Annotated in this window: 26 protein-coding genes; 23 read left to right on the top strand and 3 right to left on the bottom strand. The window is 58.1% G+C overall.

Going from position 1 to position 24,719, the window contains the following annotated elements; all coding sequences use genetic code 11:
• Positions 1-35: 35 nt before the first annotated feature.
• From FND52_RS15515 to acpT, 20 genes are all read left to right on the top strand, one after another.
• The gene (locus FND52_RS15515) at positions 36-1,085 is read left to right on the top strand and encodes an AI-2E family transporter (RefSeq protein WP_125292937.1); all 1,050 of its coding nucleotides are present in this window, start codon (positions 36-38) and stop codon (positions 1,083-1,085) included.
• Positions 1,086-1,592: 507 nt separating this feature from the next.
• Positions 1,593-1,982, top strand: a complete 390-nt coding sequence (locus tag FND52_RS15520; protein ID WP_125292636.1) for a lipoprotein — start codon at positions 1,593-1,595, stop codon at positions 1,980-1,982.
• 68 nt (positions 1,983-2,050) lie between these two features.
• Positions 2,051-3,121, top strand: coding sequence for a methyltransferase (locus FND52_RS15525; RefSeq protein WP_125292637.1), 1,071 nt, complete (start codon positions 2,051-2,053; stop codon positions 3,119-3,121).
• 50 nt (positions 3,122-3,171) lie between these two features.
• Positions 3,172-3,894 (top strand): beta-ketoacyl synthase chain length factor, encoded by a 723-nt coding sequence (locus tag FND52_RS15530; RefSeq protein ID WP_125292638.1) that lies wholly within the window; start codon positions 3,172-3,174, stop codon positions 3,892-3,894.
• Complete coding sequence (locus tag FND52_RS15535; RefSeq protein ID WP_396349802.1) at positions 3,873-4,709, top strand: lysophospholipid acyltransferase family protein; 837 nt, start codon at positions 3,873-3,875, stop codon at positions 4,707-4,709. The genes FND52_RS15530 and FND52_RS15535 overlap by 22 nt, the downstream gene beginning before the upstream one ends.
• Positions 4,690-4,947, top strand: a complete 258-nt coding sequence (locus tag FND52_RS15540; protein ID WP_125292640.1) for a phosphopantetheine-binding protein — start codon at positions 4,690-4,692, stop codon at positions 4,945-4,947. Before FND52_RS15535 ends, FND52_RS15540 begins: the two co-directional genes overlap by 20 nt.
• Before the next feature lie 13 nt (positions 4,948-4,960).
• Complete coding sequence (locus FND52_RS15545; RefSeq protein WP_144131719.1) at positions 4,961-5,212, top strand: acyl carrier protein; 252 nt, start codon at positions 4,961-4,963, stop codon at positions 5,210-5,212.
• A gap of 3 nt (positions 5,213-5,215) precedes the next feature.
• On the top strand, positions 5,216-5,806 hold the full coding sequence (locus FND52_RS15550; protein WP_144131721.1) for a COG4648 family protein: 591 nt from the start codon (positions 5,216-5,218) through the stop codon (positions 5,804-5,806).
• The gene (locus FND52_RS15555; RefSeq protein WP_144131723.1) at positions 5,803-7,161 is read left to right on the top strand and encodes a class I adenylate-forming enzyme family protein; all 1,359 of its coding nucleotides are present in this window, start codon (positions 5,803-5,805) and stop codon (positions 7,159-7,161) included. Before FND52_RS15550 ends, FND52_RS15555 begins: the two co-directional genes overlap by 4 nt.
• Positions 7,148-7,501 carry an ApeI family dehydratase gene (locus FND52_RS15560; RefSeq protein WP_125292644.1) on the top strand — a complete coding sequence of 118 codons (354 nt, stop codon included), beginning with the start codon at positions 7,148-7,150 and terminating at the stop codon, positions 7,499-7,501. Before FND52_RS15555 ends, FND52_RS15560 begins: the two co-directional genes overlap by 14 nt.
• Positions 7,492-9,198 (top strand): glycosyltransferase family 2 protein, encoded by a 1,707-nt coding sequence (locus tag FND52_RS15565; RefSeq protein ID WP_144131725.1) that lies wholly within the window; start codon positions 7,492-7,494, stop codon positions 9,196-9,198. The genes FND52_RS15560 and FND52_RS15565 overlap by 10 nt, the downstream gene beginning before the upstream one ends.
• A 3-nt stretch (positions 9,199-9,201) precedes the next feature.
• Complete coding sequence (locus FND52_RS15570) at positions 9,202-9,624, top strand: acyl-CoA thioesterase (RefSeq protein ID WP_125292646.1); 423 nt, start codon at positions 9,202-9,204, stop codon at positions 9,622-9,624.
• Complete coding sequence (locus tag FND52_RS15575) at positions 9,621-10,223, top strand: outer membrane lipoprotein carrier protein LolA (RefSeq protein WP_125292647.1); 603 nt, start codon at positions 9,621-9,623, stop codon at positions 10,221-10,223. Before FND52_RS15570 ends, FND52_RS15575 begins: the two co-directional genes overlap by 4 nt.
• Positions 10,195-12,519 carry an MMPL family transporter gene (locus tag FND52_RS15580; RefSeq protein ID WP_144131727.1) on the top strand — a complete coding sequence of 775 codons (2,325 nt, stop codon included), beginning with the start codon at positions 10,195-10,197 and terminating at the stop codon, positions 12,517-12,519. Before FND52_RS15575 ends, FND52_RS15580 begins: the two co-directional genes overlap by 29 nt.
• A complete protein-coding gene (locus tag FND52_RS15585; RefSeq protein ID WP_144131729.1) occupies positions 12,516-13,094 on the top strand; it encodes a DUF3261 domain-containing protein in 579 nt (192 codons plus the stop codon). The genes FND52_RS15580 and FND52_RS15585 overlap by 4 nt, the downstream gene beginning before the upstream one ends.
• A gap of 1 nt (position 13,095) precedes the next feature.
• Positions 13,096-14,262, top strand: a complete 1,167-nt coding sequence (locus FND52_RS15590) for a beta-ketoacyl-[acyl-carrier-protein] synthase family protein (RefSeq protein WP_144131731.1) — start codon at positions 13,096-13,098, stop codon at positions 14,260-14,262.
• Positions 14,262-14,738, top strand: coding sequence for a hotdog family protein (locus FND52_RS15595; RefSeq protein ID WP_144131733.1), 477 nt, complete (start codon positions 14,262-14,264; stop codon positions 14,736-14,738). The genes FND52_RS15590 and FND52_RS15595 overlap by 1 nt, the downstream gene beginning before the upstream one ends.
• Complete coding sequence (locus tag FND52_RS15600) at positions 14,735-15,466, top strand: 3-ketoacyl-ACP reductase FabG2 (protein ID WP_144131735.1); 732 nt, start codon at positions 14,735-14,737, stop codon at positions 15,464-15,466. The genes FND52_RS15595 and FND52_RS15600 overlap by 4 nt, the downstream gene beginning before the upstream one ends.
• Positions 15,463-16,692 carry a beta-ketoacyl-ACP synthase gene (locus FND52_RS15605; protein WP_144131737.1) on the top strand — a complete coding sequence of 410 codons (1,230 nt, stop codon included), beginning with the start codon at positions 15,463-15,465 and terminating at the stop codon, positions 16,690-16,692. Before FND52_RS15600 ends, FND52_RS15605 begins: the two co-directional genes overlap by 4 nt.
• Positions 16,693-16,694: 2 nt before the next feature.
• On the top strand, positions 16,695-17,303 hold the full coding sequence (gene acpT / locus FND52_RS15610) for a 4'-phosphopantetheinyl transferase AcpT (protein WP_144131739.1): 609 nt from the start codon (positions 16,695-16,697) through the stop codon (positions 17,301-17,303).
• Here acpT and FND52_RS15615 read toward each other — a convergent pair.
• Positions 17,300-17,725, bottom strand: a complete 426-nt coding sequence (locus FND52_RS15615; protein ID WP_225989950.1) for an NlpC/P60 family protein — start codon at positions 17,723-17,725, stop codon at positions 17,300-17,302. The two genes, acpT and FND52_RS15615, sit on opposite strands and share 4 nt — an antisense overlap.
• A gap of 508 nt (positions 17,726-18,233) precedes the next feature.
• On the opposite strand from FND52_RS15615, the gene FND52_RS15620 reads away from it, so the two are divergent.
• Positions 18,234-18,668: a hypothetical protein gene (locus FND52_RS15620; RefSeq protein ID WP_144131741.1), complete on the top strand. Its 435-nt coding sequence runs from the start codon at positions 18,234-18,236 to the stop codon at positions 18,666-18,668.
• Here the strand turns inward: FND52_RS15620 and FND52_RS15625 are convergent.
• A complete protein-coding gene (locus tag FND52_RS15625) occupies positions 18,663-19,409 on the bottom strand; it encodes a transcriptional regulator (RefSeq protein ID WP_144131743.1) in 747 nt (248 codons plus the stop codon). The two genes, FND52_RS15620 and FND52_RS15625, sit on opposite strands and share 6 nt — an antisense overlap.
• Before the next feature lie 499 nt (positions 19,410-19,908).
• On the opposite strand from FND52_RS15625, the gene FND52_RS15630 reads away from it, so the two are divergent.
• Positions 19,909-20,793 (top strand): SDR family oxidoreductase, encoded by an 885-nt coding sequence (locus FND52_RS15630; RefSeq protein ID WP_125292658.1) that lies wholly within the window; start codon positions 19,909-19,911, stop codon positions 20,791-20,793.
• Positions 20,794-20,844: 51 nt separating this feature from the next.
• Positions 20,845-22,677: a glycoside hydrolase family 15 protein gene (locus tag FND52_RS15635; protein ID WP_125292659.1), complete on the top strand. Its 1,833-nt coding sequence runs from the start codon at positions 20,845-20,847 to the stop codon at positions 22,675-22,677.
• Positions 22,678-22,720: 43 nt separating this feature from the next.
• Here the strand turns inward: FND52_RS15635 and FND52_RS15640 are convergent, their stop codons facing one another.
• A complete protein-coding gene (locus FND52_RS15640; RefSeq protein WP_125292660.1) occupies positions 22,721-23,935 on the bottom strand; it encodes a diguanylate phosphodiesterase in 1,215 nt (404 codons plus the stop codon).
• Positions 23,936-24,719 lie beyond the last annotated feature (784 nt).

The raw sequence follows: 24,719 nt of genomic DNA on the forward strand, positions 1-24,719 counted from the left end.
GATATTCCACGCAGATGGCAAGAATGAACCCCCAAATAACCTCTCCGCAGCCCGATAAAGTAGGTCTGCATATGCTGCAAAAACTGGCAGCGCTGGTGATCATCCTGGCCGGCATTCACGCCGCCGCCGATATTTTAGTACCGATGTTACTGGCGCTATTTTTCGCCATTGTTCTTAACCCCTTAGTCACCTGGTTTTTGCGCCGGGGATTTAATCGCACCATGGCGATTACCATTGTGGTGGTGGTGATGCTGATTGGCCTGACGCTGCTGTTCGGTGTGCTGGCGGCATCGCTCAACGAATTTATCGCGCTGTTGCCCAAGTACAATAAGGAGCTCACACGTAAATTACTTGATTTGCAGGAAATCTTTCCGTTCCTGAACCTGCATGTCTCCCCTGAGCGCATGCTGAAGCGCATGGACTCCGAAAAAGTCATGACTTTCGCCACGGCGCTGATGACCCAGCTTTCCGGGGCGATGGCCAGCATTGTGCTGCTGGTGATGACGGTGGTGTTTATGCTGTTTGAAGTGCGCCACGTGCCGTACAAACTGCGTTTCGCCCTGTCTAATCCGCAAATTCATATCGCCGGTCTGCACCGCGCGTTAAAAGGGGTCAGCCATTATCTGGCGTTGAAAACGTTAATCAGCCTGTGGACCGGGGTGATTATCTGGCTGGGTCTTCAGTTAATGGGCATCCAGTTTGCTCTGATGTGGGGGGTACTGGGCTTTTTGCTCAACTACATACCCAATATCGGCTCGGTGATATCGGCGATCCCGCCAATGATTCAGGCGCTGCTGTTCAACGGCTTCTACGAATTTATGCTGGTCGGCGCGCTGTTCCTGGTGGTGCACATGGTGCTGGGCAACATGGTGGAGCCGCGCATGATGGGCCACCGCCTGGGGATGTCGACGCTGGTGGTGTTCCTGTCATTGCTGTTCTGGGGATGGCTGCTGGGGCCGGTAGGGATGCTGCTGTCGGTGCCGTTAACCAGCGTGTGTAAAATCTGGATGGAAACCACGGTGGGCGGCAGTAAAGTCGCGGTCCTGCTGGGACCAGGCCGACCCAAAAGCCGGCTTCCCGGGTAGCGTCACCTACCTGTATTGGTAGCTGAACAATAACGCGTCAGGAAATAAATCTGGCGCGTTATTTTTTGCCGGAACAAAAATTCGCCCTGATGGAAATTTACTGCGATCTTATTCTGCAAAACAGGTTTTGTTTATTGGTAAATACCAGACAACACAAAATTAAGCTGAGAATTTTTATGAATATTATTACTTAAGCTTAACAAACTTACGGTTATTTCACTTAAGAATGACCTTATGCCAGACAAAATATTGCGTCATGTTTTTTGATAATTTACCATCACACCTCTTCAGGTTAATCAGCATGTATTAGCAGAAGGAACAGCGAAAACCTACACGGATGAAAAAATCATTATTTTTAATGACCTATAAAAGCTAACGCATCTGTTTTCGCCGTCCATTACACAGTTTCACTGACTGGTATTTGTGAGCCAGCAAATCATTTTTGCTCATTGCAATTTGTCGCAGTGGGTAATTGGGTTGTATTGATGAAACGTCTATGGAGATCGTATGAAGAAAATCGTTAAGCTTTTAACCGCTATCGCTTTCGCAGGGGCTCTGGCAGGTTGCGCAAATACTGCACCGGTCCAGCAAGTTAACGCCACCGTTGCTGGCAAACACACCGCTGAACAAGTGCGTACCGCGATCCTGAAAGCGGGCGTACAGCGCAAGTGGGTGATGACCGATGCGGGCGCTGGCGTGATCAAAGGCCGTCTGCAGGCGCGCGATCACGTTGCTGAAGTGCGTATTCCTTACTCTGCTAATAGTTACTCTATTATTTATGACAGCAGCCTGAACCTGAAAGCCGCTGACGGTAAAATTCACAAGAATTACAACCGTTGGGTTAATAACCTGAACCAGGATATTCAGATCAATCTGTCCGCTGGCGCGAACCTGTAATTTCAATGAATTAACAACCGGCCTGGTAAGGCCGGTTTTTTTGTTTACCTCTGGTTAAGGAACGCACCGTGCGTCATCACTACGATCGGGATACACTCTCCGCGCTGGATGCTATTACCGAAGCGCAACGCATCGCGTTTGCGCCGATGTTATTTCAAACGGCGGTGATATTACGCGACAGCGGCATTCTCGGTTTTCTCGATAAACAGGGAAAAGCGGGAGCCACATTAGAAAACATCGAAGAAAATTGTACTCTCGATAAATATGCGGTTAGCGTACTGCTGGATATGGGTTTGAGTGGCCGTATTGTCACCCAGGAAAACGAACATTATCGCATCGCTAAGGTCGGACATTTCTTACTTCACGACCCGATGACCCGCGTGAATATGGATTTCACCCGCGATGTTTGTTATCAAGGGCTGTTTTTTCTCCAGGATGCATTGCGCAACGGAAAGCCGGAAGGGCTAAAAGTTTTTGGCGACTGGCCGACAATCTATCCAGCGCTGTCGCAATTACCCGAACCGGCGCGCAGCAGTTGGTTCGCCTTCGATCACTATTATTCTGACGCGGCTTTTAACGCGGCACTGCCGCATGTCTTTGAGCTGGCACCAGAAAAACTGTACGACGTGGGCGGAAATACCGGCAAATGGGCCATTCGCTGCTGCCGTTATAATCCGGCGGTAAACGTCACTATTCTGGATTTGCCGCAGCAAATTGCGCTGGCGCAGGAAAATATTGCGGCCAACGGTCTGAGCGATCGTATCGATTTCCATCCGGTGGATATGCTCAGCGACGCGCCGCTGCCCAATGAGGCCGACGTCTGGTGGATGAGCCAGTTCCTCGACTGCTTCTCGGCACAACAAATCATGGTCCTGCTGGGGAATATCGCCAGCGTCATGAAGCCCGGTGCCCGCGTTTGCATCATGGAGCTGTTCTGGGATGCGCAAAAATTTGAAGCCGCCGCATTCAGCCTGAACGCGTCATCGCTCTATTTCACCACGATGGCGAATGGCAACAGTCGTTTTTATAGCGCCGCCACGTTTATCAAACTGGTGGAGCAGGCAGGGTTTGAAATTGAACAACGGCTCGACGATCTGGGCGTTGGGCACACGCTGTTAGTGTGTCGCAAAAAAGCGTAACGGGCGGCGTAGCTGCATAAACAGAAACAAAAAGCGCGGAAAGCGTGTAGATGAAATTTTCACTCAACATCATTGACTGGCAAGCCAGAGCGCCGGGGCTCAGCGATGCCGCAGACTGGCGCGCCTGGGCGCAACAGGATCGGGAAATCGATCCGGCGTCCCCGTATGCCAAACCCAGCGAATTGCCGATGATGACCAGCCGCCGTCTTAACTCAGGCAGCCGCCTGGCGGTGGACAGCGGTCTGGCGATGCTGCGCCGCCACGCGCCGGATGCGGTGCTGTTTACCAGCCGTCACGGCGAGCTGGAGCGCAATCTGCGCATTCTGGACGCCATCGCCGCCGCGCAGCCCATCTCCCCCACCGACTTCGCCATGTCAGTGCATAACTCGTCGGTAGGCAATCTGACCATTACCGCGAAGCAGCCGCTGACGTCGTCCTCGCTCTCCGCGGGCCAGGACACCTTCCAGCAAGGATTGATTGAAGCGCTGACGCTGTTCCAGGCGGGCTATCAGCGGGTGCTGATGGTGGATTTCGACGGTCTGCTGCCCGCGTTTTACCACCCTCACCTGCCCGCCAACATGCCCACCTGGGCGTGGTCGCTGGCACTGGTGCTGGAAGCGGGTAACCAACTGCGCTGCGAAACCCACCCCCACGATCTGCGCCGTGAAGCGCCGCTGCCGCAGGGATTACAGTTCCTGCGCGGCTGGCTGAAAGACGACGCAGCGTTCAGCGTGGACGGCGAACGCGCGGACTGGCGGTGGAGCAAATCATGACTCGCATTCTGGCGCAGATGAACTGGCTGTGGCGCCTGGTGATGACCGGCGTTTGCTTTGCGCTGTTCGGCCTCGGCGGGCTGCTGCTCTCCGTGGTCTGGTTCAATCTTCTGCTGCTGGTGCAACGCAATCCGGACACGCGCCGCCGCCTTGCGCGCCGCAGCATCGCGGCCAGCTTCCGCTTCTTCCTGCGCGCGGCGCGAGCGGTAGGCGTGCTGGATTACCGCATCGAAGGCAAATCGGTGCTGGATAACGAGCGCGGCTGCCTGGTGGTGGCCAATCACCCGACACTGATCGACTACGTGCTGATCGCCTCGGTGATGCCGGAAACCGACTGTCTGGTGAAGAACGCGCTGCTGAAAAACCCGTTTCTCGGCGGCGTGGTACGGGCGGCGGATTACCTGGTTAACGACCAGGCGGATGCGCTGCTGCCCGCCTGCCGTGAACGGCTCGCCCGGGGCGAAACCGTGCTGATTTTCCCGGAAGGCACCCGCAGCGTGCCCGGCCAGCCGCTGACGCTCCAGCGCGGCGCGGCCAATATCGCGGTGCGCTGCCACAGCGACTTACGGGTAGTGCATATCCTTTGCAGCGAACACCTGCTGGACAAGCACAGCCGCTGGTATGACGTTCCGCCCCGCAAGCCGCTGTTCGAGGTGGTGGTGCGCGAGCGTATTCATACCCAACACTTTTACGATCCGACGTTGGATCAAGAGCCCGCGCTGGCGGCTCGCAAACTTAATCGACACCTTTTGCACCAATTAACACCAGGCCTGACGCCTGGCCCAGGAAACAACGATGCAAGCGCTCTACTCTGAAATCAAAAATCTGATTATCACTACCCTGAACCTCGACGAACTGTCCGCCGATGATATTGACGCCGATGCGCCGCTGTTTGGCGACGGTCTGGGCCTGGACTCCATCGACGCGCTGGAATTAGGGCTGGCCGTGAAGACCCAGTATGGCGTGGTGCTTTCCGCCGAAAGCGAAGAGATGCGCCAGCATTTCTATTCCGTCGCCACGCTGGCTGCTTTCATTGATTCTCAACGCGCCTGAAGACGAGCACGATATGGTTGATAAACACGCGATTTACCAGGAAGTCTCCGCACTTCTGACCCAGCTTTTCGAAATTCCCGCCGAGGACATCTCCCCCGAGGCGCGTCTGTACGAGGATCTGGAACTCGACAGCATCGACGCCGTGGACATGGTGGTGCATCTGCAAAAGAAAACCGGCAAAAAAATCAAACCGGAAACGTTCAAATCGGTGCGTACCGTTCAGGACGTGGTGGACGCGGTTGAGCGTCTGCTGAACGACGCGTAACCGATGCTGCACGCTGCCCTTACGGTCGCGCGGCGTCTGACGCAGCCGGCCATCGCCCTGGTGATGGTCGCCTGGCCGTTCATTATCTGGTTCGGCATCACGCATCACGCCCTCGCCTGGCTGCTGCCGGTGATGGTGCTGCTGCTGTTGATTCGCCTGCGCCAGGCGCGGCTGCGCGGCGGCCCGCTGCGGCTGATTGCCAAAGGCGTGGCCCTGACCGGCGTGGTGCTGTGCGTGGCGAGTCTGGTACTGCGCAGCCATCACCTGCTGCTGTGGTATCCGGTGGTGGTGAACACGCTGCTGCTGGGGATGTTCGGCGCGTCGCTGTGGAGCAGCATGCCGCTGGTGGAGCGCATCGCCCGCCTGAAAGAACCCGACCTGCCCCCTGCGGGCGTGCGCTATACCCGGCGCGTGACGCAGGTCTGGTGCGGCTTTTTTATTGTTAACGGCAGTGTCGCGGCCTTTACCTGCGGGTACGGCGACACCGATCTCTGGACCCTGTGGAACGGCATGATCGCCTATCTGTTGATGGGCGCTTTGATGGCGGGGGAATGGCTGGTGCGCCAACGCGTGATCCAGCGGGACGTATCATGATAAGCACCTTACCTCTGGGGCAGTGGCTGAGCACGCAGCGCCCCGACGACACGCCCGTCGCCTGGCTGGGCGACCACACCTGGACGCTGGGCCAGATGCGCCACGACGTGGCAACGCTCACCCACCATCTGCGGGCGCAGACCGGGGCACGCTGGGCGCTGTGCTTTGAAGACAGCTATCTGTTTATCGTGGCGCTGCTCGGCGCGCTGCACGCGGGCAAAACGCCGGTGATCCCCGGCCACAGCCGCCTGTCGCTGCTGGACGAGCAGCGTGAACTGTTTAACGGCGTCCTGAGCGACCGCACCCTCGGCTGGAATGGCCCGATGGTGGTGGTGGCCTCGGCGAAGCGTTCGTCCGGGGCGATCGACCTGCCGACGATCGATCCCGAGAGTTACGTCGAGATCTTCACCTCTGGATCCACCGGTACACCGCGCCGGGTGATCAAGCCCATCGCGTCGCTTGACCGCGAAGCCGCGCTGCTGGCGGAACGCTTCGCTGAACGGCTGGCGGGCTGCCGGATTGTCGCCTCGGTGGTGCCGCAGCATCTTTACGGGCTGACGTTCCGCATCTTCCTGCCGATGTCTCTCGGTTTGCCGCTGCACGCCGCCATGACCTATTACGCCGAACAGCTGGTGGCGCTGCCCGCCACCCACCGCTACGGCTTTATCAGCAGCCCGGCGTTTTTAAAGCGGCTCGATCACACCCTGACGCCACCGCCGATTGCCCTGATTGTCTCCGCGGGCGGCATGCTGCCCTGGGGCGATGTAGTGCAAACGCAAGCATGGGCCAACGTCACGCCGGATGAAATTTACGGCAGCACCGAAACCGGCATTCTCGCCTGGCGCTATCGCTCCGATGACGATACGCCCTGGCTGCCCTTCACCGGGATGCGCTTCGAGCAGGAAAACGACGCCTGGCGGGCATTCTCCCCGCTGATCCCCGATCCCGCCGGACTGCTGCTGGACGATAATCTGGCCTTTGAAGACAACGGCCTGTTTCGCCTTCATGGCCGCCGGGGCCGGGTAGTGAAAATCGAAGAAAAACGTATTTCGCTGTGCGAAGTGGAACAACGGCTGCTGGCGCTGGACGGCATCGTTGAGGCCGCCGCCCTGCCCATCACCCGTAACGGTCGCCAGGGCATCGGCGTGCTGGTGGTGGTGGATGACGCTACCCGCGCCCGTCTCAGCGCCGCCGCAGGCAAACAGCTGGAGCTGGCCTGGCGCAAAGCGCTAATTCCCTGGCTGGAGCCGGTGGCGATCCCGCGCTACTGGCGGGTGATCGACACGATCCCGGTTAACAGCATGAATAAACGCGTCTATGCGCAACTGCAGGAGTTTTTCCATGACCCCGCATGAAATCGCCCGCACGCGGCTGGCTCCCCATCGCTGGGAGCTTCACTTGCGCCTCGATCCGGCGCTGTTCTGGTTTAAAGGCCATTTCGCCGTGCAGCCGCTGCTGCCGGGGGTGGCCCAGCTCGACTGGGTAATGCATTACGCCCGGGAACTGCTGGTCCCGGAGGCCCGGTTCCATAAAATCATCAACGTGAAATTTCAGGCTCCGCTGCTGCCGGAAAACGAGGTGTGTTTAACCCTCGACTGGCAGCCGGAGCGCCACACGCTCTCCTTTAGCTATCAGCGCCTGTGCGGTGAACAGCGTCTGCCTGCCAGCAGCGGGAAAATCCGGTTATGCCAGTAAGCGACGCGTTCTCGCCCTGCGTGGTGATCCCCTGCTACAACCACGGTGCGATGATGGCACAGGTGCTGACGCGCCTCGCGCCGTTCGGTTTGCCGTGCATTGTGGTGGACGACGGCAGCGATGCCGCCACTCAGCAGGCGCTGGCTCAATTGCAGGCCGATTTCCCGGCGCTGATGCTGGTGCGGCTGGCGCAAAACGCCGGTAAGGGCGCGGCGGTGATCCGCGGGCTGGAAGTGGCTCGCGACGCCGGGTACAGCCATGCGGTTCAGGTGGACGCCGACGGGCAGCACGCCATTGAAGACATCCCGCAGTTTCTCGCTGAGGCTGAACGCCACCCCGAGGCGCTGATCTCCGGCCAGCCGATTTACGACGATTCCATCCCGCGCTCGCGCCTGTATGGCCGCTGGGTTACCCATGTGTGGGTGTGGATCGAAACCCTGTCCCTGAGCCTGAAAGACAGTATGTGCGGGTTTCGCGTCTACCCGGTCGCGCCGACGCTGGCGCTGGCGCAGCATATCGCCCTCGGCAGGCGCATGGATTTTGATACCGAAGTGATGGTGCGCCTCTACTGGCGCGGCCATCCGAGCTATTTCATCCCGACCCGCGTCACCTATCCGCAGGACGGGCTGTCGCATTTCGACGCCCTGCGCGACAACCTGCGCATCTCCTGGATGCACACCCGGCTATTTTTCGGCATGCTGCCGCGCGCGCCGGGCCTGCTGATACGCAAGCGCCGCCAGCACTGGGCCCGCACCGAAGAGGTGAAGGGCCTGCTGGGCATGCGCATCATGCTCACCGTCTGGCGGCTGCTGGGACGCGGCGCGTTTGAACTGCTGCTGCGCCCGGTGGTGGGCGTTTACTGGCTGCTGGCCCACGACGCGCGCCGCGCCTCGCAGCAGTGGATCGACTCGGTGACGCAACAGCGGGCCGCGCGGCAGATCCGCGATGATCAGCGCCTGAGCAGCTATCGCCACTTTTTGCGCTTCGGCAGCGCGATGCTCGATAAAGTCGCCGGCTGGCGCGGCGAGTTGCAGCTCGGCAAGCAGGTGGTGTTTGCGCCGGGCGCGGAAGCAGCGCTGGATATTACCGGGCCGGACGGCAAGCTGATCCTCGCCTCGCATCTTGGCGATGTGGAAGCCTGCCGGGCGCTGGCCCAGCGCAGCGGCGCGCGCACCGTTAACGCGCTGGTGTTTACCGATAACGCCCGGCGCTTTAAGCAGATTATGGAAGAGATGGCACCCCAGGCGGGCGTTAACTTAATCCCGGTGAGCCATATCGGCCCCGACACCGCCATGCTGCTGAAACAAAAGCTCGATGCCGGTGAATGGGTGGCGATAGTCGGCGATCGCATCGCGGTCAATCCGCAGCGTGGCGGCGACTGGCGGGTGATCTGGAGCCGCTTTATGGGCCGCCCCGCGCCGTTCCCGCAGGGGCCGTTTATCCTGGCCTCGGCGCTGCGCTGCCCGGTGGTGGTGCTGTTCGCGCTGCGTGAGCAGGGGCGTCTGGTGCTGCACTGCGAACCGTTTGCCAACCCGTTGACGCTGCCGCGCGCCACCCGCCAGCAGGCGTTGCAGGAGACGGTGGATCGCTATGCCGCGCGCCTGGAGCACTACGCCCTGCGCTCGCCGCTCGACTGGTTTAATTTTTTCGATTTCTGGCAGTTGCCCGACGCGGCGCGCCAGCAAGATAAGGAGTAACAGGTGCTGAACGATCCGCGTTTTACCGCCGAAGTTGAGCTGGCTATCCCGTTTCACGATGTCGATATGATGGGCGTGGCGTGGCACGGCAACTATTTCCGCTATTTCGAAGTGGCCCGCGAGGCGCTGCTGAATCAGTTTGATTACGGCTACCGCCAGATGAAGGAATCCGGCTATCTGTGGCCGGTGGTCGATACCCGGGTGAAATACCGCGATGTGCTGACCTTTGAGCAGCGCATCCGGGTACGGGCGCGCATCGAGGAGTATGAGAACCGGCTGCGCATCGGCTATGAAATTTTCGACGCCGCCACCGGCAAACGCACCACCACCGGTTACACCATCCAGGTAGCGGTGGAAGAAGCCACCCGCGAACTCTGCTTCGTGAGCCCAGCCATTCTTTTCGAACGTATGGGAGTGACGCCATGAGAGCGCTGACCCTTGTCCTGTTATTACTCAGCCCGCTGGTTCACGCCGTCACGCTGGATGACCTGCAACAGCGCTTCACCTCGCAACCGGTGGTGCGCGCGCACTTCGTGCAGGAGCGGCAGATTAAAGATATGCCCCAGCCGCTGCGCTCTTCCGGCGAGATGATCATCGCCCGGGATAACGGCCTGCTGTGGCAGCAAACCGCGCCGTTCCCAATGACGCTGATGCTCAACGACAGCCAGATGGTTCAGGTGATCAACGGCCAGGCACCGCAAGTGATTACGGCGCAAACCAACCCGCAGATGTTCCAGTTCAACCACCTGCTGCGCGCCCTGTTCCAGGCTGACCGCAAGGTGCTGGAGCAGAATTTCCGGCTCGATTTCCAGGACAAAGGCAACAACGCGTGGCAGCTGGTGTTAACGCCCATCACCACGCCGCTGGATAAAATTTTCGCCGCTATCACGCTGAACGGCAGCGCGTATCTCGACGCTATCCAGTTAGACGACAAACAGGGTGATAAAACCAATATTACCTTTAGCCAACACCGCCTGACGCCAGCGACCCTGACCGATGACGAACGCCAACGTTTTGCATTCTGAGCCGCGGCGCAGCGGCGCGCTGATCTGGCTGGCCGTCTGCCTGCTCCTCGCGGCGACGCTGGCGGCGCTGCTGCCCGGCGCGCGGATCAACAGTTCGGTGCTGGCGTTGCTGCCGAGCCAGAGCCTGGGCGCGGTGCCGCCTGCGCTTAACGACGGCTTTATGCAGCGCCTCGACCAGCAGCTGGTGTGGATGGTCAGCCCCGGCAAACAGGCCGATCCGGCTGCCGCCCGGCGCTATCTGGATTTGTTGCGCCAGCAGCCCGCGCTGGCTAAAGTCGGCGGCCCGGTGGATGCCGCCGCGCAGCAGGCGTGGGGCGAATTTTTCTTTACCCACCGCAACGGCAGCCTCGATAGCGCGACCCGCGCCCGGTTGCAGGACGGCGGTAACGCTCAGGCGCAGTGGATTTTATCCCAGGTCTATTCGGCATTTTCCGGGGTCAGCGGCAAGGAGCTACAGCACGATCCGCTGATGCTGGTCCGCGGCGCGCAGATGAATCTGGCGCAAAACGCCAGCCATCTGCGGCTGCTCAACGGCTGGCTGGTGGCGCAAGACGCACAGGGTGATTACTGGTATCTGCTGCACGGCGAGCTGGCCGGGTCATCCTTTGATATGCAGCAAACCCATCAGATGGTGGAGACGCTGAATGCCCTGCAAGCTCAACTGAAAAGCGAATTCCCACAGGCGCAGGTGCTGTCGCGTGGCACGCTGTTCTACAGCGATTACGCCAGCCAGCAGGCGAAGCACGATGTCTCGACCCTCGGCGTCGCCACGGTGCTGGGGGTGATTTTGCTGATCGTCGCGGTGTTCCGCTCGGTGACGCCGCTGCTGCTGTGCCTGCTGTCGGTGGGCGTCGGCGCGCTGGCGGGCAGCGTGTCGGTGCTGCTGGTGTTCGGCGAGCTGCATTTGATGACCCTGGTGATGAGCATGAGCATCATCGGCATCTCGGCAGATTACACGCTTTACTATCTGACCGAACGCATGGTGCACGGCGCGGAGATGTCGCCGTGGCAGAGCCTCGCCAAAGTGCGCAACGCGCTGCTGCTGGCGCTGCTTACCACCGTGGCGGCCTATCTGATTATGATGCTCGCGCCGTTCCCTGGCATCCGCCAGATGGCGCTGTTCGCGGCGGCGGGCCTGAGTGCCTCCTGCCTGACGGTGATTTTCTGGCATCCGTGGCTGTGCCGCCGTTTGCCGGTGCGCCCGGTGCCGGGCATGGTATGGCTGATGCGCTGGCTGGCGGCCTGGCGGCGCAACAACGCGCTGCGCATCGGGCTGCCGGTGGCGCTGGTCGCCGTTTCTGTCGCAGGCTTCAGCCTGTTGAAAGTGAACGACGATATCGCCCAACTCCAGGCGCTGCCCGCCGATATTCTGGCCCAGGAGAAAACCATCACCGCGCTAACCGGCCAGGGCGTCGATCAGAAGTGGTTTGTGGTGTACGGCGATAATCCCGAGCAGACGCTACAGCGCCTGGAAGCCTTTACGCCTGTGCTGGCGCAGGCTAAAGACCAGGGGCTGATTGACAGCTGGCGGCAGATCCCGCTCAACTCCCTCGCCCGCCAACAGCAGGATGTGGCGCTGATTAAACAGAGCGTGCCAACCGTACGCCAGGTACTGAGCCAGGCGGGCATTACGCTGAATGAACCGGATACCCGCCCGATGCCGGTCACGCCGGAGCAGTGGCTGAGCAGCCCGGTAAGCGAAGGCTGGCGGCTGATGTGGATCACCCTGAAAAACGGCCAGAGCGGCGTACTGGTGCCGGTCAACGGCGTGAAGGCCAGCGACGCGCTGAATCAGCTGGCGGAACAGGCCACCGGCGTAGTGTGGGTGGATCGCAAAGCCAGCTTTGATAGCCTGTTTGCACTGTACCGCACCCTGCTGGGCGGCTTGCTGGGCGTGGCGCTGGCGATCATCGCCATCGGCGCGGTGGCGCGGCTGGGCCTGCGCAAAGGCGCAATAAGCCTGGTACCGTCGCTGCTGTCGCTCTCCACCGGGCTGGCGGTGCTGGCATTGACCGGCCACAGCCTGAATCTGTTTTCCCTGCTGGCGTTGGTGCTGGTATTAGGGATAGGCATTAACTACACGCTGTTTTTCAGCAATCCACGCGGCACGCCGCTGACCTCGCTGCTCGCCGTCACCGTGGCGATGATCACCGCGCTGTTGACCCTCGGCATGCTGGTGTTCAGCAGCACCCAGGCGATTGCCAGCTTTGGGATTGTGTTGTGCAGCGGCATATTTACCGCCTTCGTGCTATCGCCGCTGGCGATGCCGGACCGAAAAGAGAGAAAGAAACGATGAAGCAGATATTCTGGCGCGCGGGCCTGTTGCTTGCGGCGCTGTGGCTTGCCGGTTGCAGCCACTCCACGCCCACGGAAACGCGCCCGAAAGCCTGGCTGAAGCCTGGGGTGCAGGTCACGCTACCGCCGCCGGGCATCACCCCGGCGGTCAGTTCCCAGCAGTTATTGACCGGCAGCTTTAACGGGCAAACCCAGTCGCTGCTGGTGCTGCTGAATGCCGATGAGCAAAAGCTCTCGCTGGCCGGATTGTCGTCCGTGGGCATCCGCCTGTTTTTGTTAACCTATGACAACGCAGGCATCCATACCGAGCAGTCGATTGTGGTGCCGCAGCTGCCGCCTGCCAGCCAGGTGCTGGCGGACGTGATGCTCAGCCACTGGCCGCTCGCCGCCTGGCAAACCCAGTTGCCCAAAGGCTGGACGCTGCGCGATATCGGCGATCGCCGCGAGCTGCGTGATGCCAGCGGCAACCTTGTCACGGAAATCACCTACCTGCTGCGCAAAGGCAAACGCGAACCGATTAGCATCCAGCAGCACGTGTTCCACTACCACATCACCATTCAATACCTTGGTGACTGACATGATTTATATCTCTGCTATCGGCATGGTTAACGCGTTGGGCAACACGCTTGACGATATCGCCCGCCAGCTGACGCTCGGCGTTGCGCCGGGCATGAAGCCGCGCCAGGGCTGGCTGGTTAACGGCGAGGATGCGGTACTGGGCGGCGTGGAGGGCGAGCTGCCCGCCATTCCCGCGCATCTTGCCGCCCACCGCTCGCGCAACAACCAGCTATTGCTGGCGGCGCTGGCGCAGATCCAGCCGCAGGTGGATGAGGCCATTGCCCGCTACGGCAACGAGCGCGTGGCGGTGATCCTCGGCACCAGCACTTCCGGGCTGGATGAGGGCGACCGGTTTGTGAGCCATCACCACCATCTCGAACGCGACGATAACTGGCACTATTACCAACAGGAGCTGGGCGATCCGTCGCGTTTCCTGAGCCAGTATCTGGATCTGTCTGGCCCGGCCTACACCCTTTCCACCGCCTGCTCCTCCAGCGCCCGCGCCATTATCAGCGGTCGCCGCCTGATTGAAGCCGGTCTGGTTGACGTGGCGATTGTCGGCGGTGCGGACTCGCTGAGCCGGATGCCGGTCAACGGTTTCGACAGCCTGGAGTCGTTTTCCACCACGCTTTGCCAGCCGTTCGCCCGCGAGCGCTGCGGCATCACCATCGGCGAGGCGGCGGGCCTGCTGATGCTCACCCGCGAGCCGCAGCCGCTGGCGCTGCTGGGGGTAGGCGAATCCAGCGACGCGTTTCATATTTCCGCGCCGCATCCTGAAGGCGAAGGGGCGATCCGCGCCATCCACCAGGCGTTACAGGATGCCGGATTAACGCCGCAGGATATCGGCTATATCAACCTGCACGGTACCGCCACGCCGCTTAACGACCAGATTGAGTCGAAAGTGGTGAACGCGATTTTCGGCGCTGATACGCCGGGCAGCTCCACCAAACATTTAACCGGGCACACCCTGGGCGCGGCGGGCGTGACCGAAGCGGCGCTCAGCGCGCTGATACTGCTGCGCGGGCTGGATTTACCGGCTCAGGACTTCCGCGACTCGACGCCGGACGACAGCCTGCCGCCGTGCGGGCTGCTGCACGCCCCCGCGCCGCTGGCCCGCCCGGTTATCCTGTCGAATTCCTTCGCGTTCGGCGGTAATAATGCCAGCCTGATTATTGGGAGATGTTGATGAGCGGTTACCTCACACCCGGCGATTATTTACCCCACGACGCGCCAATGTTATTGCTGGATGACGTGGTCAACGTCAGCGCCGACAGCGCCCGCTGCCGGGTAACGCTGAAGGCTGACGGCGTGCTTGCGCCGTTTCTGGATAGCGAAGGCCGTCTGCCCGGCTGGTACGCGCTGGAGCTGATGGCGCAAACCGTCGGCGTCTGGTCTGGCTGGCACCGCCACCAGCAGGGCGAAAAGCGGATTTCGCTCGGCATGGTGCTGGGCGCGCGGGATCTGGAAGCGAAAGTCAGTCACTTCCCCGCCGACGCTACGCTGGATATCGCGGTACATCTGCTGATGCAGGACAGCCGTTTCGGCAGCTTTGAGGCAACCATTTACCAAAGCGAACAGCCCGTGGCGACGGGGCGTATTAATACATTTCAGCCGGACGAGGCTGAATTAGCACAGTTATTTAATCAGGGATCACCACAATGAGTCGTTCAGTTCTGGTCACCGGGGCCAGCAAAGGCATTGGCCGGGCCATCGCCGTAAAACTGGCTGCGGACGGGTTTACCGTCGGCGTGCATTACCATCGCGACCAGGCAGGCGCACAGCAAACCCTGGAGCAGATCGCGGCGGCGGGCGGCCAGGGCCGTTTGCTGAGTTTTGACGTCGGCAACCGGGAGCAGTGCCGCACGGCGATTGAACAGGATATCGAGGCCCACGGCGCGTGGTACGGCGTGGTCAGCAACGCCGGTATCGCCCGCGACGGCGCGTTCCCGGCGCTGAGCGACGAAGACTGGGACGGGGTGATCCATACCAACCTCGACAGCTTTTATAACGTGATCCAGCCCTGCGTGATGCCGATGATCGGCCTGCGCAGCGGCGGGCGCATTATCACCCTGTCATCGGTGTCCGGCATTATGGGCAATCGTGGCCAGGTGAACTACAGCGCTGCCAAAGCCGGGATTATCGGCGCGACCAAAGCGCTGGCGATCGAACTGGCGAAGCGCAAAATCACCGTGAACTGCATCGCCCCCGGCCTGATCGATACCGGGATGATTGACATGGAAGAGGCCGCGCTGAAAGAAGCGATGAGCATCATCCCCATGAAACGTATGGGCCAGGCGGACGAAGTCGCCGGGCTCGCCAGCTACCTGATGTCGGATATCGCCGGTTACGTCACCCGCCAGGTTATCTCTGTAAACGGAGGCATGTTATGACACGTCGCGTTGTTATTACCGGTATGGCCGGTGTCACCGCGTTTGGCGAAACCTGGCAACAGGTGGCAGCACGGCTGAAACAGGGCGAAAACGCGGTGCGCCAGATGCCGGAATGGCAGGTCTACGACGGGCTGCACACCCTGCTGGGCGCGCCGATTGACGATTTCGCACTGCCGGAGCACTACACCCGCAAGCGTATTCGCTCCATGGGCCGGGTATCGCTGATGTCGACCCGCGCCACCGAACTGGCCCTTGAACAGGCGGGGTTAATTGGTGAGGAAGTGCTCACTAATGGTGAAACCGGGATCGCCTACGGCTCCTCCACCGGCAGCACCGGGCCGGTGAGTGAATTCGCCACCATGCTGACCGAGAAGCACACCAACAACATCACCGGCACCACCTATGTGCAGATGATGCCGCACACCACGGCGGTGAATACCGGGCTGTTCTTCGGGCTGAAAGGCCGGGTGATCCCCACCTCCAGCGCCTGCACCTCCGGCAGCCAGGCAATTGGTTACGCCTGGGAAGCAATTCGCCACGGTTATCAGACGGTAATGGTGGCGGGCGGCGCGGAAGAGCTGTGCCCGTCAGAAGCGGCGGTATTCGATACCCTGTTCGCCACCAGCCAGCGCAACGATGCGCCGAAAACCACCCCGTCGCCGTTTGATAAAAACCGCGATGGCCTGGTGATTGGCGAAGGCGCAGGAACGCTGATTCTCGAAGAGCTGGAGCACGCCAAAGCGCGCGGCGCGGCCATCTACGGGGAGATCGTCAGCTTTGCCACCAACTGCGATGCGGCGCATATCACCCAGCCGCAGCGGGAAACCATGCAGATTTGCATCGAAAAAGCGCTGACGATGGCGGGCCTCGCAGCGCGCGATATCGGCTATATCAGCGCTCACGGCACCGCGACCGATCGCGGCGACATCGCCGAAAGCCAGGCCACCGCGGCGCTGTTCGGCGCGCAGACGCCGATCTCCTCGCTGAAAAGCTACTTCGGGCACACCCTGGGCGCGTGCGGCGCGCTGGAAGCCTGGATGAGCCTGGAGATGATGCGTGAAGGCTGGTTTGCCCCGACCCTGAACCTCCAGCAGCCTGACGAGCAGTGCGGCGCGCTGGATTACATCATGGGCGAGCCGCGCTATATCGACTGCGAGTTCCTGCAAAGCAATAACTTCGCCTTTGGCGGCATCAACACATCGCTGGTGATCCGCCGCTGGCCGTAACCATGCTGCGGCTGATTGAAGGTGAGATTTCCCGCCTCAGCGCGCCGGAAGCCGTGGCGCGCTGGCTGCCAGTGGATATCGCCGCCGCCGCGCCCGAAGGCCCGCGCCGCCAGAGCTGGCTGGCGGGCCGGATAATGCTGGCGGCAAATTGCCCGTCAGAGAGCTTGCAGGCACTCACTTACAATCAGCACGGCAAACCCACGTTTGCCCGCCCCGGTGCGCCGCATTTCAATATGAGCCACAGCGGCGACCGGATTGTGCTGGCTGTTGACGATCGCGCGCCGGTCGGTGTGGATATCGAGATCCTGCGCCCGCGCCGCGCCTGGCAGCGCATCGCCGCTGACTATTTTGGTGAGGAAGAATCTCACCGCTTAGCGGCACTGCCGCAGGCCGAGCAGTTGCTGGCATTCTGGCACAGCTGGACCCTGCGCGAAGCGGTGTTGAAACAGCGTGGCGGCAGCGTCTGGCAAATGGCGACGCTGGACGTCTCGCCCGACGCGCTTAGCCAGCAGAATTTATTTACCGGCTGGCATCAGAGCACGACGGCAATGATTGCCGTCTGTGCCGCCCATCCGTTTGATCTCAATCTTAGCGTGATGACAGGGGATTAACCTATCGTCTTCACCGCCACGCGCCGCGCGGCCTGATAGTGCGCGCCCCAGTATTCATTGCTCAGGGATGAAATCGTTACGCCCTGGCTGGTCGAGGCGTGAATAAACTCATCGCCGCCAATAAACACCCCAACGTGACGCTGGTTACGGCCCGTTTTAAAAAATACCAGATCGCCAGGTTTGAGTTCCCTACGCGAAACCGCTTTCCCACGCCGCATCTGTTCTGCGGCGGTGCGCGGCAATGACAGGGCAGCGGATTCAGAAAACAGGTGCTGCATCAGCGCCGAGCAATCTACCCCACGGTGGCTGCTGCCGCCCATATGGTACCGGGTGCCTTTCCAGGCAGAGTATTGTTTTAATAACCGTGCTTTTAAAACTTCATTTGTCATATCGCGGGCAATAAACATTTGCCCGCTGTGCATGCGATCGACCATAAAAGGCGATACTAATTCAGCCGCAAAAGTTACTCGTGAAATAATAACCAATAAAACAATAAATAATAACTTAACCATAACCATTAATCGCTGAGTGATTCGCTCCTTACTAAAGGGTAATTCCCGCTTTCGAATAACCTTTTCGAGGAACGAACACTAACAGCAGACTATAATTTGCTCAATTTATATCCACTAAAAAAGTGATTAAGCAATGCATTATTGTTTTTTCTTTCAATCAGTTAACAACGAATAATCGCAAAAGTGTTTGGCTGTTCTTTTTTGGCCGCTCCAGATTAATCTGAAGTTAAAGCCGCCCGTCATAATTTCATTCGCGTTATTGCCGGTTTGCGGCAAAATACCAAAAATAATCGCTTAATCGCGACAAAATAATATTAAGTCTTATTTAGCAATTGGCAAGGCACAACATTTCATGAAGTTGGATATCATTCGAAACGCGTTACATTTGCGGCACGTTAAAAAACGTGCGCGTAAAAAAATGGCGTTAATTAATTTGACCTGGCTGGCACGCAATTTTGATAAGGCCAATGCCAGGCTTACGGTCTATGGTAAAACCTACGCTATCGAAGATTCATTGCTTTCGGTAGCGATGCCGCTTCCCACACAGTACATTACGCCGGGGATTCCTCTGGAGAGCGTCATCCAGAATCTGATGAATCATTTTTTCAGTTATCTGCCGGCGCGCGTGTCGGAAATCCGCATTCTGGAGGATTTACCGGGAATTTTAACCCTGGGATTATTTCTGCGCGGTAACGACACACGGCTTATGGAATACACCCTGGTGGATGAAGTCGCCTGGTATCTGTTTCACTGCGGATGGGAAGTCTCCGTGTCGGAGGAGATGCTGGAGCAAGCTGACGTGCGTTATCGCCAGCTTACTCAGCAACAGAACGTTCATCACGCGCCGTCATGACAGCGTGACGCGGGTGTCCGGCCCGCACAGCCGAATCGGTTGCCCGGCGTTGAGTTTTTCCAGGAACTGGCTGTGTTTATTACTGCTGATCCCGCGGCCGCACCACAGCAGGTGATGCTCATAGCTCTGGGTAGATACCGCCGGGCTATCGCAGACTTGCGAGGAAAGCTCAACATCGAATCCCTGGCGCGTCAGGCGAATGGCCTCCATCCAGACGTCGGTTTCGTCGGCGACGCTTATCGCTTCCAGAAACAGCGGCACGCATTTATTTCGGGAACCATCGCGCATCACGCAATGGGCGCGATGTAATACCGCCGCATGGAATCGGGTAAGGCGTCGCGTCGCGCCTGCCATCGTATCTTGTTCGCGCAGCCACTTATTTAAAGGACGCAGTACATGATTAATATAATCATCGCCGCAATAATCATGGTCAATTTTACGCATCAGGCGCGCCAGCGCCCGATCGGAACCATATTCGAGCTGCCATAATAATTCACCGCGATGGGCGGGCCAGCCTGCCGTCCAGCTGCGCTTGCCTTCTAATTGCCAGACGCGGATTTCATTTAACGATGCGCCGCTGGCGGCCATATTAACGACGCGATGAATATCGCCGATCTGCTCAACCTTCCATCCAGTTTGTGAATCATGAAGGCTGATTAATCCCGCTTTTGACCAGCGCAGAATACAGGCAGGGTGACTGCCAGTAATCGCGCAAATCGCTTCGGTTGAAAAAGTTTTCATTCGAACCCCTTAGTGAGGGGAATGGCCGTCGGATTTAATCCGGGGATGGATGACCATTGTGGACCTTTATAACGGGGAAATATACGTTTATTTATTAATCAGACTGATTAATTGGATGAATAATTATTCCTTATAATAATCAAGGGTTAATAATTGCCTGAAGATATATGATGTATGATATGTGGATTTTTGGCTTTACTTGCTTATCAGGGTGTCTCGCGCTCGGTTTTAAAATAGCAGCAAATGGACGGGGCCAAATAAAATTAAGATTATTCGCCGTTAAAATAAAATATATTCTCTACCCACTTTTTCGTTTTTATTGCTGGTTAACCATCGCTAAAACCAGAGCATTTATTTTCACCGCATAGAACATTCTGAAAATTACTCAAGCAAAGCTATGTAAAGTCAATTAAATATCCGAACAAAAATCAAAACTATTCGCGGGTTCGCAGCATGACGTCTACCTTTATTAATCCCGCATATAAACGAGACGCGAACCATGACGATTAATGATAAACACCATCTTCACTATCCCCGCCCCCCGTTTGCTGAACAACCGCAAAAAGCGCCGGGACTGGCATCAGAAATGAAGCCGCTGCCGGATCATGGCGAAACCAGCTATATCGGCTCGGGTAAACTGGAAGGAAAAAAAGCATTAATTACCGGTGGTGATTCCGGTATTGGTCGCGCGGTAGCCATTGCCTTTGCCCGTGAAGGCGCAGACGTGGCGATTAATTATCTGCCGGAAGAAGAAACCGATGCTGCTGCGGTTATTGCGTTAATTGCCGCAGAAGGAAAAAATGCCGTGGCGATCCCCGGCGATATTCGTTCAGAAACCTTTTGCCAACAGTTAGTTGAAAAAGCCGTTCAACAATTGGGTGGCCTGGATATTCTGGTGAACAACGCCGGTCGCCAACAATATTGTGAGTCGATTGAAGACCTGACAACCGAAGCCTTCGACGACACCTTTAAAACCAACGTGTATGCCCCATTCTGGATCACCAAAGCCGCTGTTCCGCATCTTCAGGAAGGCGCAGTGATCATCAATACCTCGTCGGTACAGGCCTACAATCCGAGCGATATCTTACTCGATTACGCCCAGACCAAAGCCTGTAACGTGGCCTTCACGAAATCGCTGGCGAAGCAGTTAGGCAAGAAAGGCATCCGCGTGAACGCCGTTGCGCCAGGCCCATACTGGACGCCGTTGCAGTCCAGCGGTGGTCAGCCGCAGGAGAAAGTGATGCAGTTCGGTGCCTCCGCGCCGCTGGGCCGTCCGGGCCAGCCGGCAGAAATCGCGCCGCTGTATGTGACTTTCGCCTCTGACGTCTGCTCGTTTGCGTCCGGCCAGGTGTGGTGCTCAGACGGCGGTACAGGAACGCTATAATTAGACGGTCGTCGCTACCGACGGCCGTTGCTGGCGCTAGGGGATTGCCTGATGAAAAACCAGTCGTATCACAATCACCAACGCATCAACGGTTATGCGGGCCTGGGCGATTATGCCGCCATCGGCGACGGACGTTCCGTCGCCCTGATAGCACCAGACGGCGCTATCGACTGGTGGTGTGCCCCCAATATGGATTCGCCGCCGCTGTTTGACCGTATTCTGGATGCAAACAAAGGCGGCTATTTCCAGATTGCGCCGTCAGGCGAATATCAGGTTGAACGTCGCTACCGCGAAAACAGCAATGTGCTGGAAACCTGCTTTAAAACCGCTACCGGCGAGGTGCGCTTCACCGAGTCGCTGAACAGTACCTTCGCTGGCCGCCTGCCCTGGTGCGAGCTGGCCCGGCGTATCGAAGGCATAAAGGGTGAAGTACAGCTTACGTTAACCTTCGCGCCTGGCACCGCAGCCTGCACCCGCGCCCCGTGGATCGCCCCTTCCCGGCTGGGCGATGTCCTGCATATCGGGGATTTGATGGCGATGCTGCGTACCCCGGATGATATGGATTGCACGCTGAAAGACGACCAGATGATTGAAGGGTCGTTTACCGTGCGGGAAGGCGAGCGCACGCTGGTGGCGCTGCTGGTCAGCCAGAAAGAGCCGCTGGCGGTGCCGACCATGGAATCCATCGACGAGCGTATTGAAAACAGCGATCACGCCTGGCGGCACTGGACCGAGAATTTGACCTATCAGGGCGAGTTCAAACCGCACGTCAACCGCTCGGCGCTGGCGCTAAAATTCCTGCTCTATTCCCCAACCGGCGCGCTGGCGGCAGCCCCGACCACATCGCTGCCGGAAGGCATTGGCGGGATCAAGAATTACGATTACCGCTACGCCTGGATACGCGACGCCTGCCTGATTATTCGTGCCTTCGCGTTTATCGGCGCGCTGGCGGAGTGTAAAGCGGCGTTCTCGTGGCTGACGGCCACCATCCTGCGCCACGAAGGCGCATTGCGGGCCTGCTACACCCTGGATGGCGATATCGTGCCGGACGAAAAATTTCTGCCGCTGGAAGGTTATATGGGTTCCCAGCCGGTACGGCTTGGCAATAACGCCCAAAGCCAGCAGCAGCTCAGTATGTATGGCGATATGCTGGAAACGGCGTTTTTGTTCGTCAACGCCGGGCACGTGTTGGATCTGACGACCGCGCGCCTGCTGACCAAGCTCGCCAACGAATGCGCCGACCTGTGGCGGCAGGACGATTCCGGTATCTGGGAACTGCACGAACGCCGTCATTACACCCATTCGAAAATCGCCTGTTGGATCACGCTGGACATCGCCATTCGCCTGGCGGAGGAAGGCCATATCGAGACCACCTGGCTGCACCGCTGGGAACGGGAAAAAACCCGCATCAGCGACTGGGTGGAGAGCCATTGCTGGTCCGAGGCAAAACAGGCCTATACCTTTTACGCCGGGACCGACAAACTCGACGCCGCGCTGGGGCTGGTGTGGTATTACGGGCTGAAGGTTAACCCGGAGCGCATGAAATCCACCTATGACGCGATGGTCAAAGAGTTAGGGCACGGCACCCCGATGCTCTACCGCTACAGCGAAGTAGAGCGCGAAGAGAGCACCTTTGTCGCCTGCTCGTTCTGGCTGGTGGAAGCCTGGGCGCGGCTGGGCGATCGGCAAAAAGCGCGCGATTATATGAATCAAATCCTGGAAACGCTGTGCGATAAAGGCAACGTCGAAACCTTTAATGAGATGTTCGACGTTCGCACCGGTGAATGGCGCGGCAACGTGCCGCAGGGCTTAAGCCATCTGGCGCTGATCTGCGCGGCGGACGGCATCGCCGGGAACCGCTTCTGGGTGAAAGACGACGAGTAACCGTGATGCCGCCATTGCGCTATACGCGTAACGGCGGTGTTTTCTACAGTACCCTTTCCGGCCACACCACATGTGGCACGCCGTTGAGCACCGGTCGGGCGAATAAAAAGCCCTGAAAGCGCTGAACGCCAGCGGCCTCCAGCCAGCACCACTCTTCGACCTTTTCCACGCCTTCGGCGACCACGCTGATTTCCAGCGCCGAACAGCAGCTCAGGATCGCCTGCACAATCGCCTGCTTTGGCCCGTGCACGTGGATATCGCTGACGATGCTGCGGTCGATTTTGAGTTTATCCGGCTGGAAGCGGGTTAACAGCGACAGCCCGGCAAACCCGGAGCCAAAGTCATCAATCGCCAGGCCGATGCCTGCCGAACGCAGCTCGCGCACTGCCACCTGGAAAGCATCGAAGCGGGAAATCACCTCATCTTCCGTCACTTCGACAATCACCTGCTCCGGCACCAGGCCGTTGCGGGCAATCTGCTCCAGCAAAATATTCACCGCGTTCGGCACCGTCACCAGCGACATCGGCAGCAAATTGATGGAAATTTTATGGTCGCCAATGCCAATTTTACTGGCCAGCGCAAAGGCCCAGGCTTTGGAGTAGAGATCGGCCTCGTGGAGCTTATTTTGTGGAATGGCGTTGAAATAATCCTGAGGAGAGCCGCCATCCGGGCTGCGGATCAGGGCTTCAAGGGAGCTGATTTTGCCTTCCAGCGGCTCAACGATGGGCTGTAACGCAAACTGGCAGGGCTGCGCGGTGGTCAGCGGCACGGTAATAGACTCAAAGGCGCGGCTGTCCTGGATGAACGACCAGTCTCGCGGTTCGGTACTGTGCGTGACGAGCGTTTTCCAGTCGCCTTTAATAAAGGCTTTAATAAACTTATAGACGCGATCCTCGCCAGCCAGGTCAAAAAATCGCGAGCGTTTAACGACCGGCGTGCGAAACACCGCACTTTGCTGCGCGCTGCGCAGGTCGATTAACTCCATGCCCAGATTATTAAAGCGCCGGCGCGGCGCATAATCGCGCATCAGCTCCACCACGCTGTCGTGCCGGGGATCCAGGCGGATAGTCTGGTACAGGAAATTAACCGATTCCAGTGGTCCTTCAAGCACTTGCAGAAAATGCGTACCGTCAAAAAGCAGGATGCCTGTGACCTGTAAGCTTTCATTTTTCGCCTGCGCTCTGGCCACCAGTGGCGGTAATTGTTCAGGATTAAACCCTGAATGTAAGCGACTCCGGTAGATTAACGTCGAAAGCATCAAATCAAGTCCTTTTGCGTAAGAGACGTGCTAAGGAGATAAGCTAAGTGTAGCGAGTGAAAGCCGTCTCAGAATACCTTTAATTTTTTGGAAATAACAACCAGCCGGGCTAAGAAATAAAGTAATCAGAGGAGTATGCGCATAAAAGCCATAATCAATTAAGGGATAAAGGCCCGGTTTTTAGGTTTTAGCGGGGGATAGCGATATGAAAAGAAAGGGAAAATGTCATTAAACTGAAATTATTTCATCACATAAGTGAAATAAGGTAAACCACCGGGGGATATATCCCGGTGGCATAAGCTTATACACGTTATTTCTGCTCGGGTTTTTTATCACCCGATTCCGGCGCATTAGTCGGATCGTCTTTTTCTTTTTCGTCTACCTGCAAATTAGCGAATAATTTCATTTTGCCTCCTCAATGATTGCCTGAACTCACGACGATATATTCTGACAAAATATTTTCAGCCTAAAAAGTATGGTCCAGACTGGCAGATTTGTCATACCCAAAATTTATTCTCGCCACGCTCTGTATTTGCCGCTTCGTTTATTTGGGGCTGGCTTCAGGATTGTTCTGATACAAAAATACCCATTCCATTCTATAAATAAATTTGATTAAAATTCACGTTTTGTTGTTTCCGTTAACACTTTGATACTTAACCATCAACCTGGTAATGGAGATTATTATGTTTTCACATTGGCTGGTTCATAAACAGGGCGCGATAAACGATCTTTTTTTCCCGGTACGCATTGGCAATAAGCTGTGCCTGATCCTGCGCAAAGGCGG

It is taken from the genome of Atlantibacter subterraneus (assembly GCF_007570865.1).
GTDB classification, from domain to species: Bacteria; Pseudomonadota; Gammaproteobacteria; order Enterobacterales; family Enterobacteriaceae; genus Atlantibacter; species Atlantibacter subterraneus.

What these genes read in the sequence shown, in the direction of transcription:
- FND52_RS15520 (WP_125292636.1), top strand. Translation starts at nt 1,593, where the DNA reads ATGAAGAAAATCGTTAAGCTTTTAACCGCTATCGCTTTCGCAGGGGCT.
- FND52_RS15530 (WP_125292638.1), top strand. Translation starts at nt 3,172, where the DNA reads ATGAAATTTTCACTCAACATCATTGACTGGCAAGCCAGAGCGCCGGGG.
- FND52_RS15540 (WP_125292640.1), top strand. Translation starts at nt 4,690, where the DNA reads ATGCAAGCGCTCTACTCTGAAATCAAAAATCTGATTATCACTACCCTG.
- FND52_RS15545 (WP_144131719.1), top strand. Translation starts at nt 4,961, where the DNA reads ATGGTTGATAAACACGCGATTTACCAGGAAGTCTCCGCACTTCTGACC.
- FND52_RS15550 (WP_144131721.1), top strand. Translation starts at nt 5,216, where the DNA reads ATGCTGCACGCTGCCCTTACGGTCGCGCGGCGTCTGACGCAGCCGGCC.
- FND52_RS15555 (WP_144131723.1), top strand. Translation starts at nt 5,803, where the DNA reads ATGATAAGCACCTTACCTCTGGGGCAGTGGCTGAGCACGCAGCGCCCC.
- FND52_RS15560 (WP_125292644.1), top strand. Translation starts at nt 7,148, where the DNA reads ATGACCCCGCATGAAATCGCCCGCACGCGGCTGGCTCCCCATCGCTGG.
- FND52_RS15565 (WP_144131725.1), top strand. Translation starts at nt 7,492, where the DNA reads ATGCCAGTAAGCGACGCGTTCTCGCCCTGCGTGGTGATCCCCTGCTAC.
- FND52_RS15575 (WP_125292647.1), top strand. Translation starts at nt 9,621, where the DNA reads ATGAGAGCGCTGACCCTTGTCCTGTTATTACTCAGCCCGCTGGTTCAC.
- FND52_RS15580 (WP_144131727.1), top strand. Translation starts at nt 10,195, where the DNA reads ATGACGAACGCCAACGTTTTGCATTCTGAGCCGCGGCGCAGCGGCGCG.
- FND52_RS15585 (WP_144131729.1), top strand. Translation starts at nt 12,516, where the DNA reads ATGAAGCAGATATTCTGGCGCGCGGGCCTGTTGCTTGCGGCGCTGTGG.
- FND52_RS15590 (WP_144131731.1), top strand. Translation starts at nt 13,096, where the DNA reads ATGATTTATATCTCTGCTATCGGCATGGTTAACGCGTTGGGCAACACG.
- FND52_RS15595 (WP_144131733.1), top strand. Translation starts at nt 14,262, where the DNA reads ATGAGCGGTTACCTCACACCCGGCGATTATTTACCCCACGACGCGCCA.
- FND52_RS15600 (WP_144131735.1), top strand. Translation starts at nt 14,735, where the DNA reads ATGAGTCGTTCAGTTCTGGTCACCGGGGCCAGCAAAGGCATTGGCCGG.
- FND52_RS15605 (WP_144131737.1), top strand. Translation starts at nt 15,463, where the DNA reads ATGACACGTCGCGTTGTTATTACCGGTATGGCCGGTGTCACCGCGTTT.
- acpT (WP_144131739.1), top strand. Translation starts at nt 16,695, where the DNA reads ATGCTGCGGCTGATTGAAGGTGAGATTTCCCGCCTCAGCGCGCCGGAA.
- FND52_RS15615 (WP_225989950.1), bottom strand. Translation starts at nt 17,725, where the DNA reads ATGCACAGCGGGCAAATGTTTATTGCCCGCGATATGACAAATGAAGTT.
- FND52_RS15620 (WP_144131741.1), top strand. Translation starts at nt 18,234, where the DNA reads ATGGCGTTAATTAATTTGACCTGGCTGGCACGCAATTTTGATAAGGCC.
- FND52_RS15625 (WP_144131743.1), bottom strand. Translation starts at nt 19,409, where the DNA reads ATGAAAACTTTTTCAACCGAAGCGATTTGCGCGATTACTGGCAGTCAC.
- FND52_RS15630 (WP_125292658.1), top strand. Translation starts at nt 19,909, where the DNA reads ATGACGATTAATGATAAACACCATCTTCACTATCCCCGCCCCCCGTTT.
- FND52_RS15635 (WP_125292659.1), top strand. Translation starts at nt 20,845, where the DNA reads ATGAAAAACCAGTCGTATCACAATCACCAACGCATCAACGGTTATGCG.
- FND52_RS15640 (WP_125292660.1), bottom strand. Translation starts at nt 23,935, where the DNA reads ATGCTTTCGACGTTAATCTACCGGAGTCGCTTACATTCAGGGTTTAAT.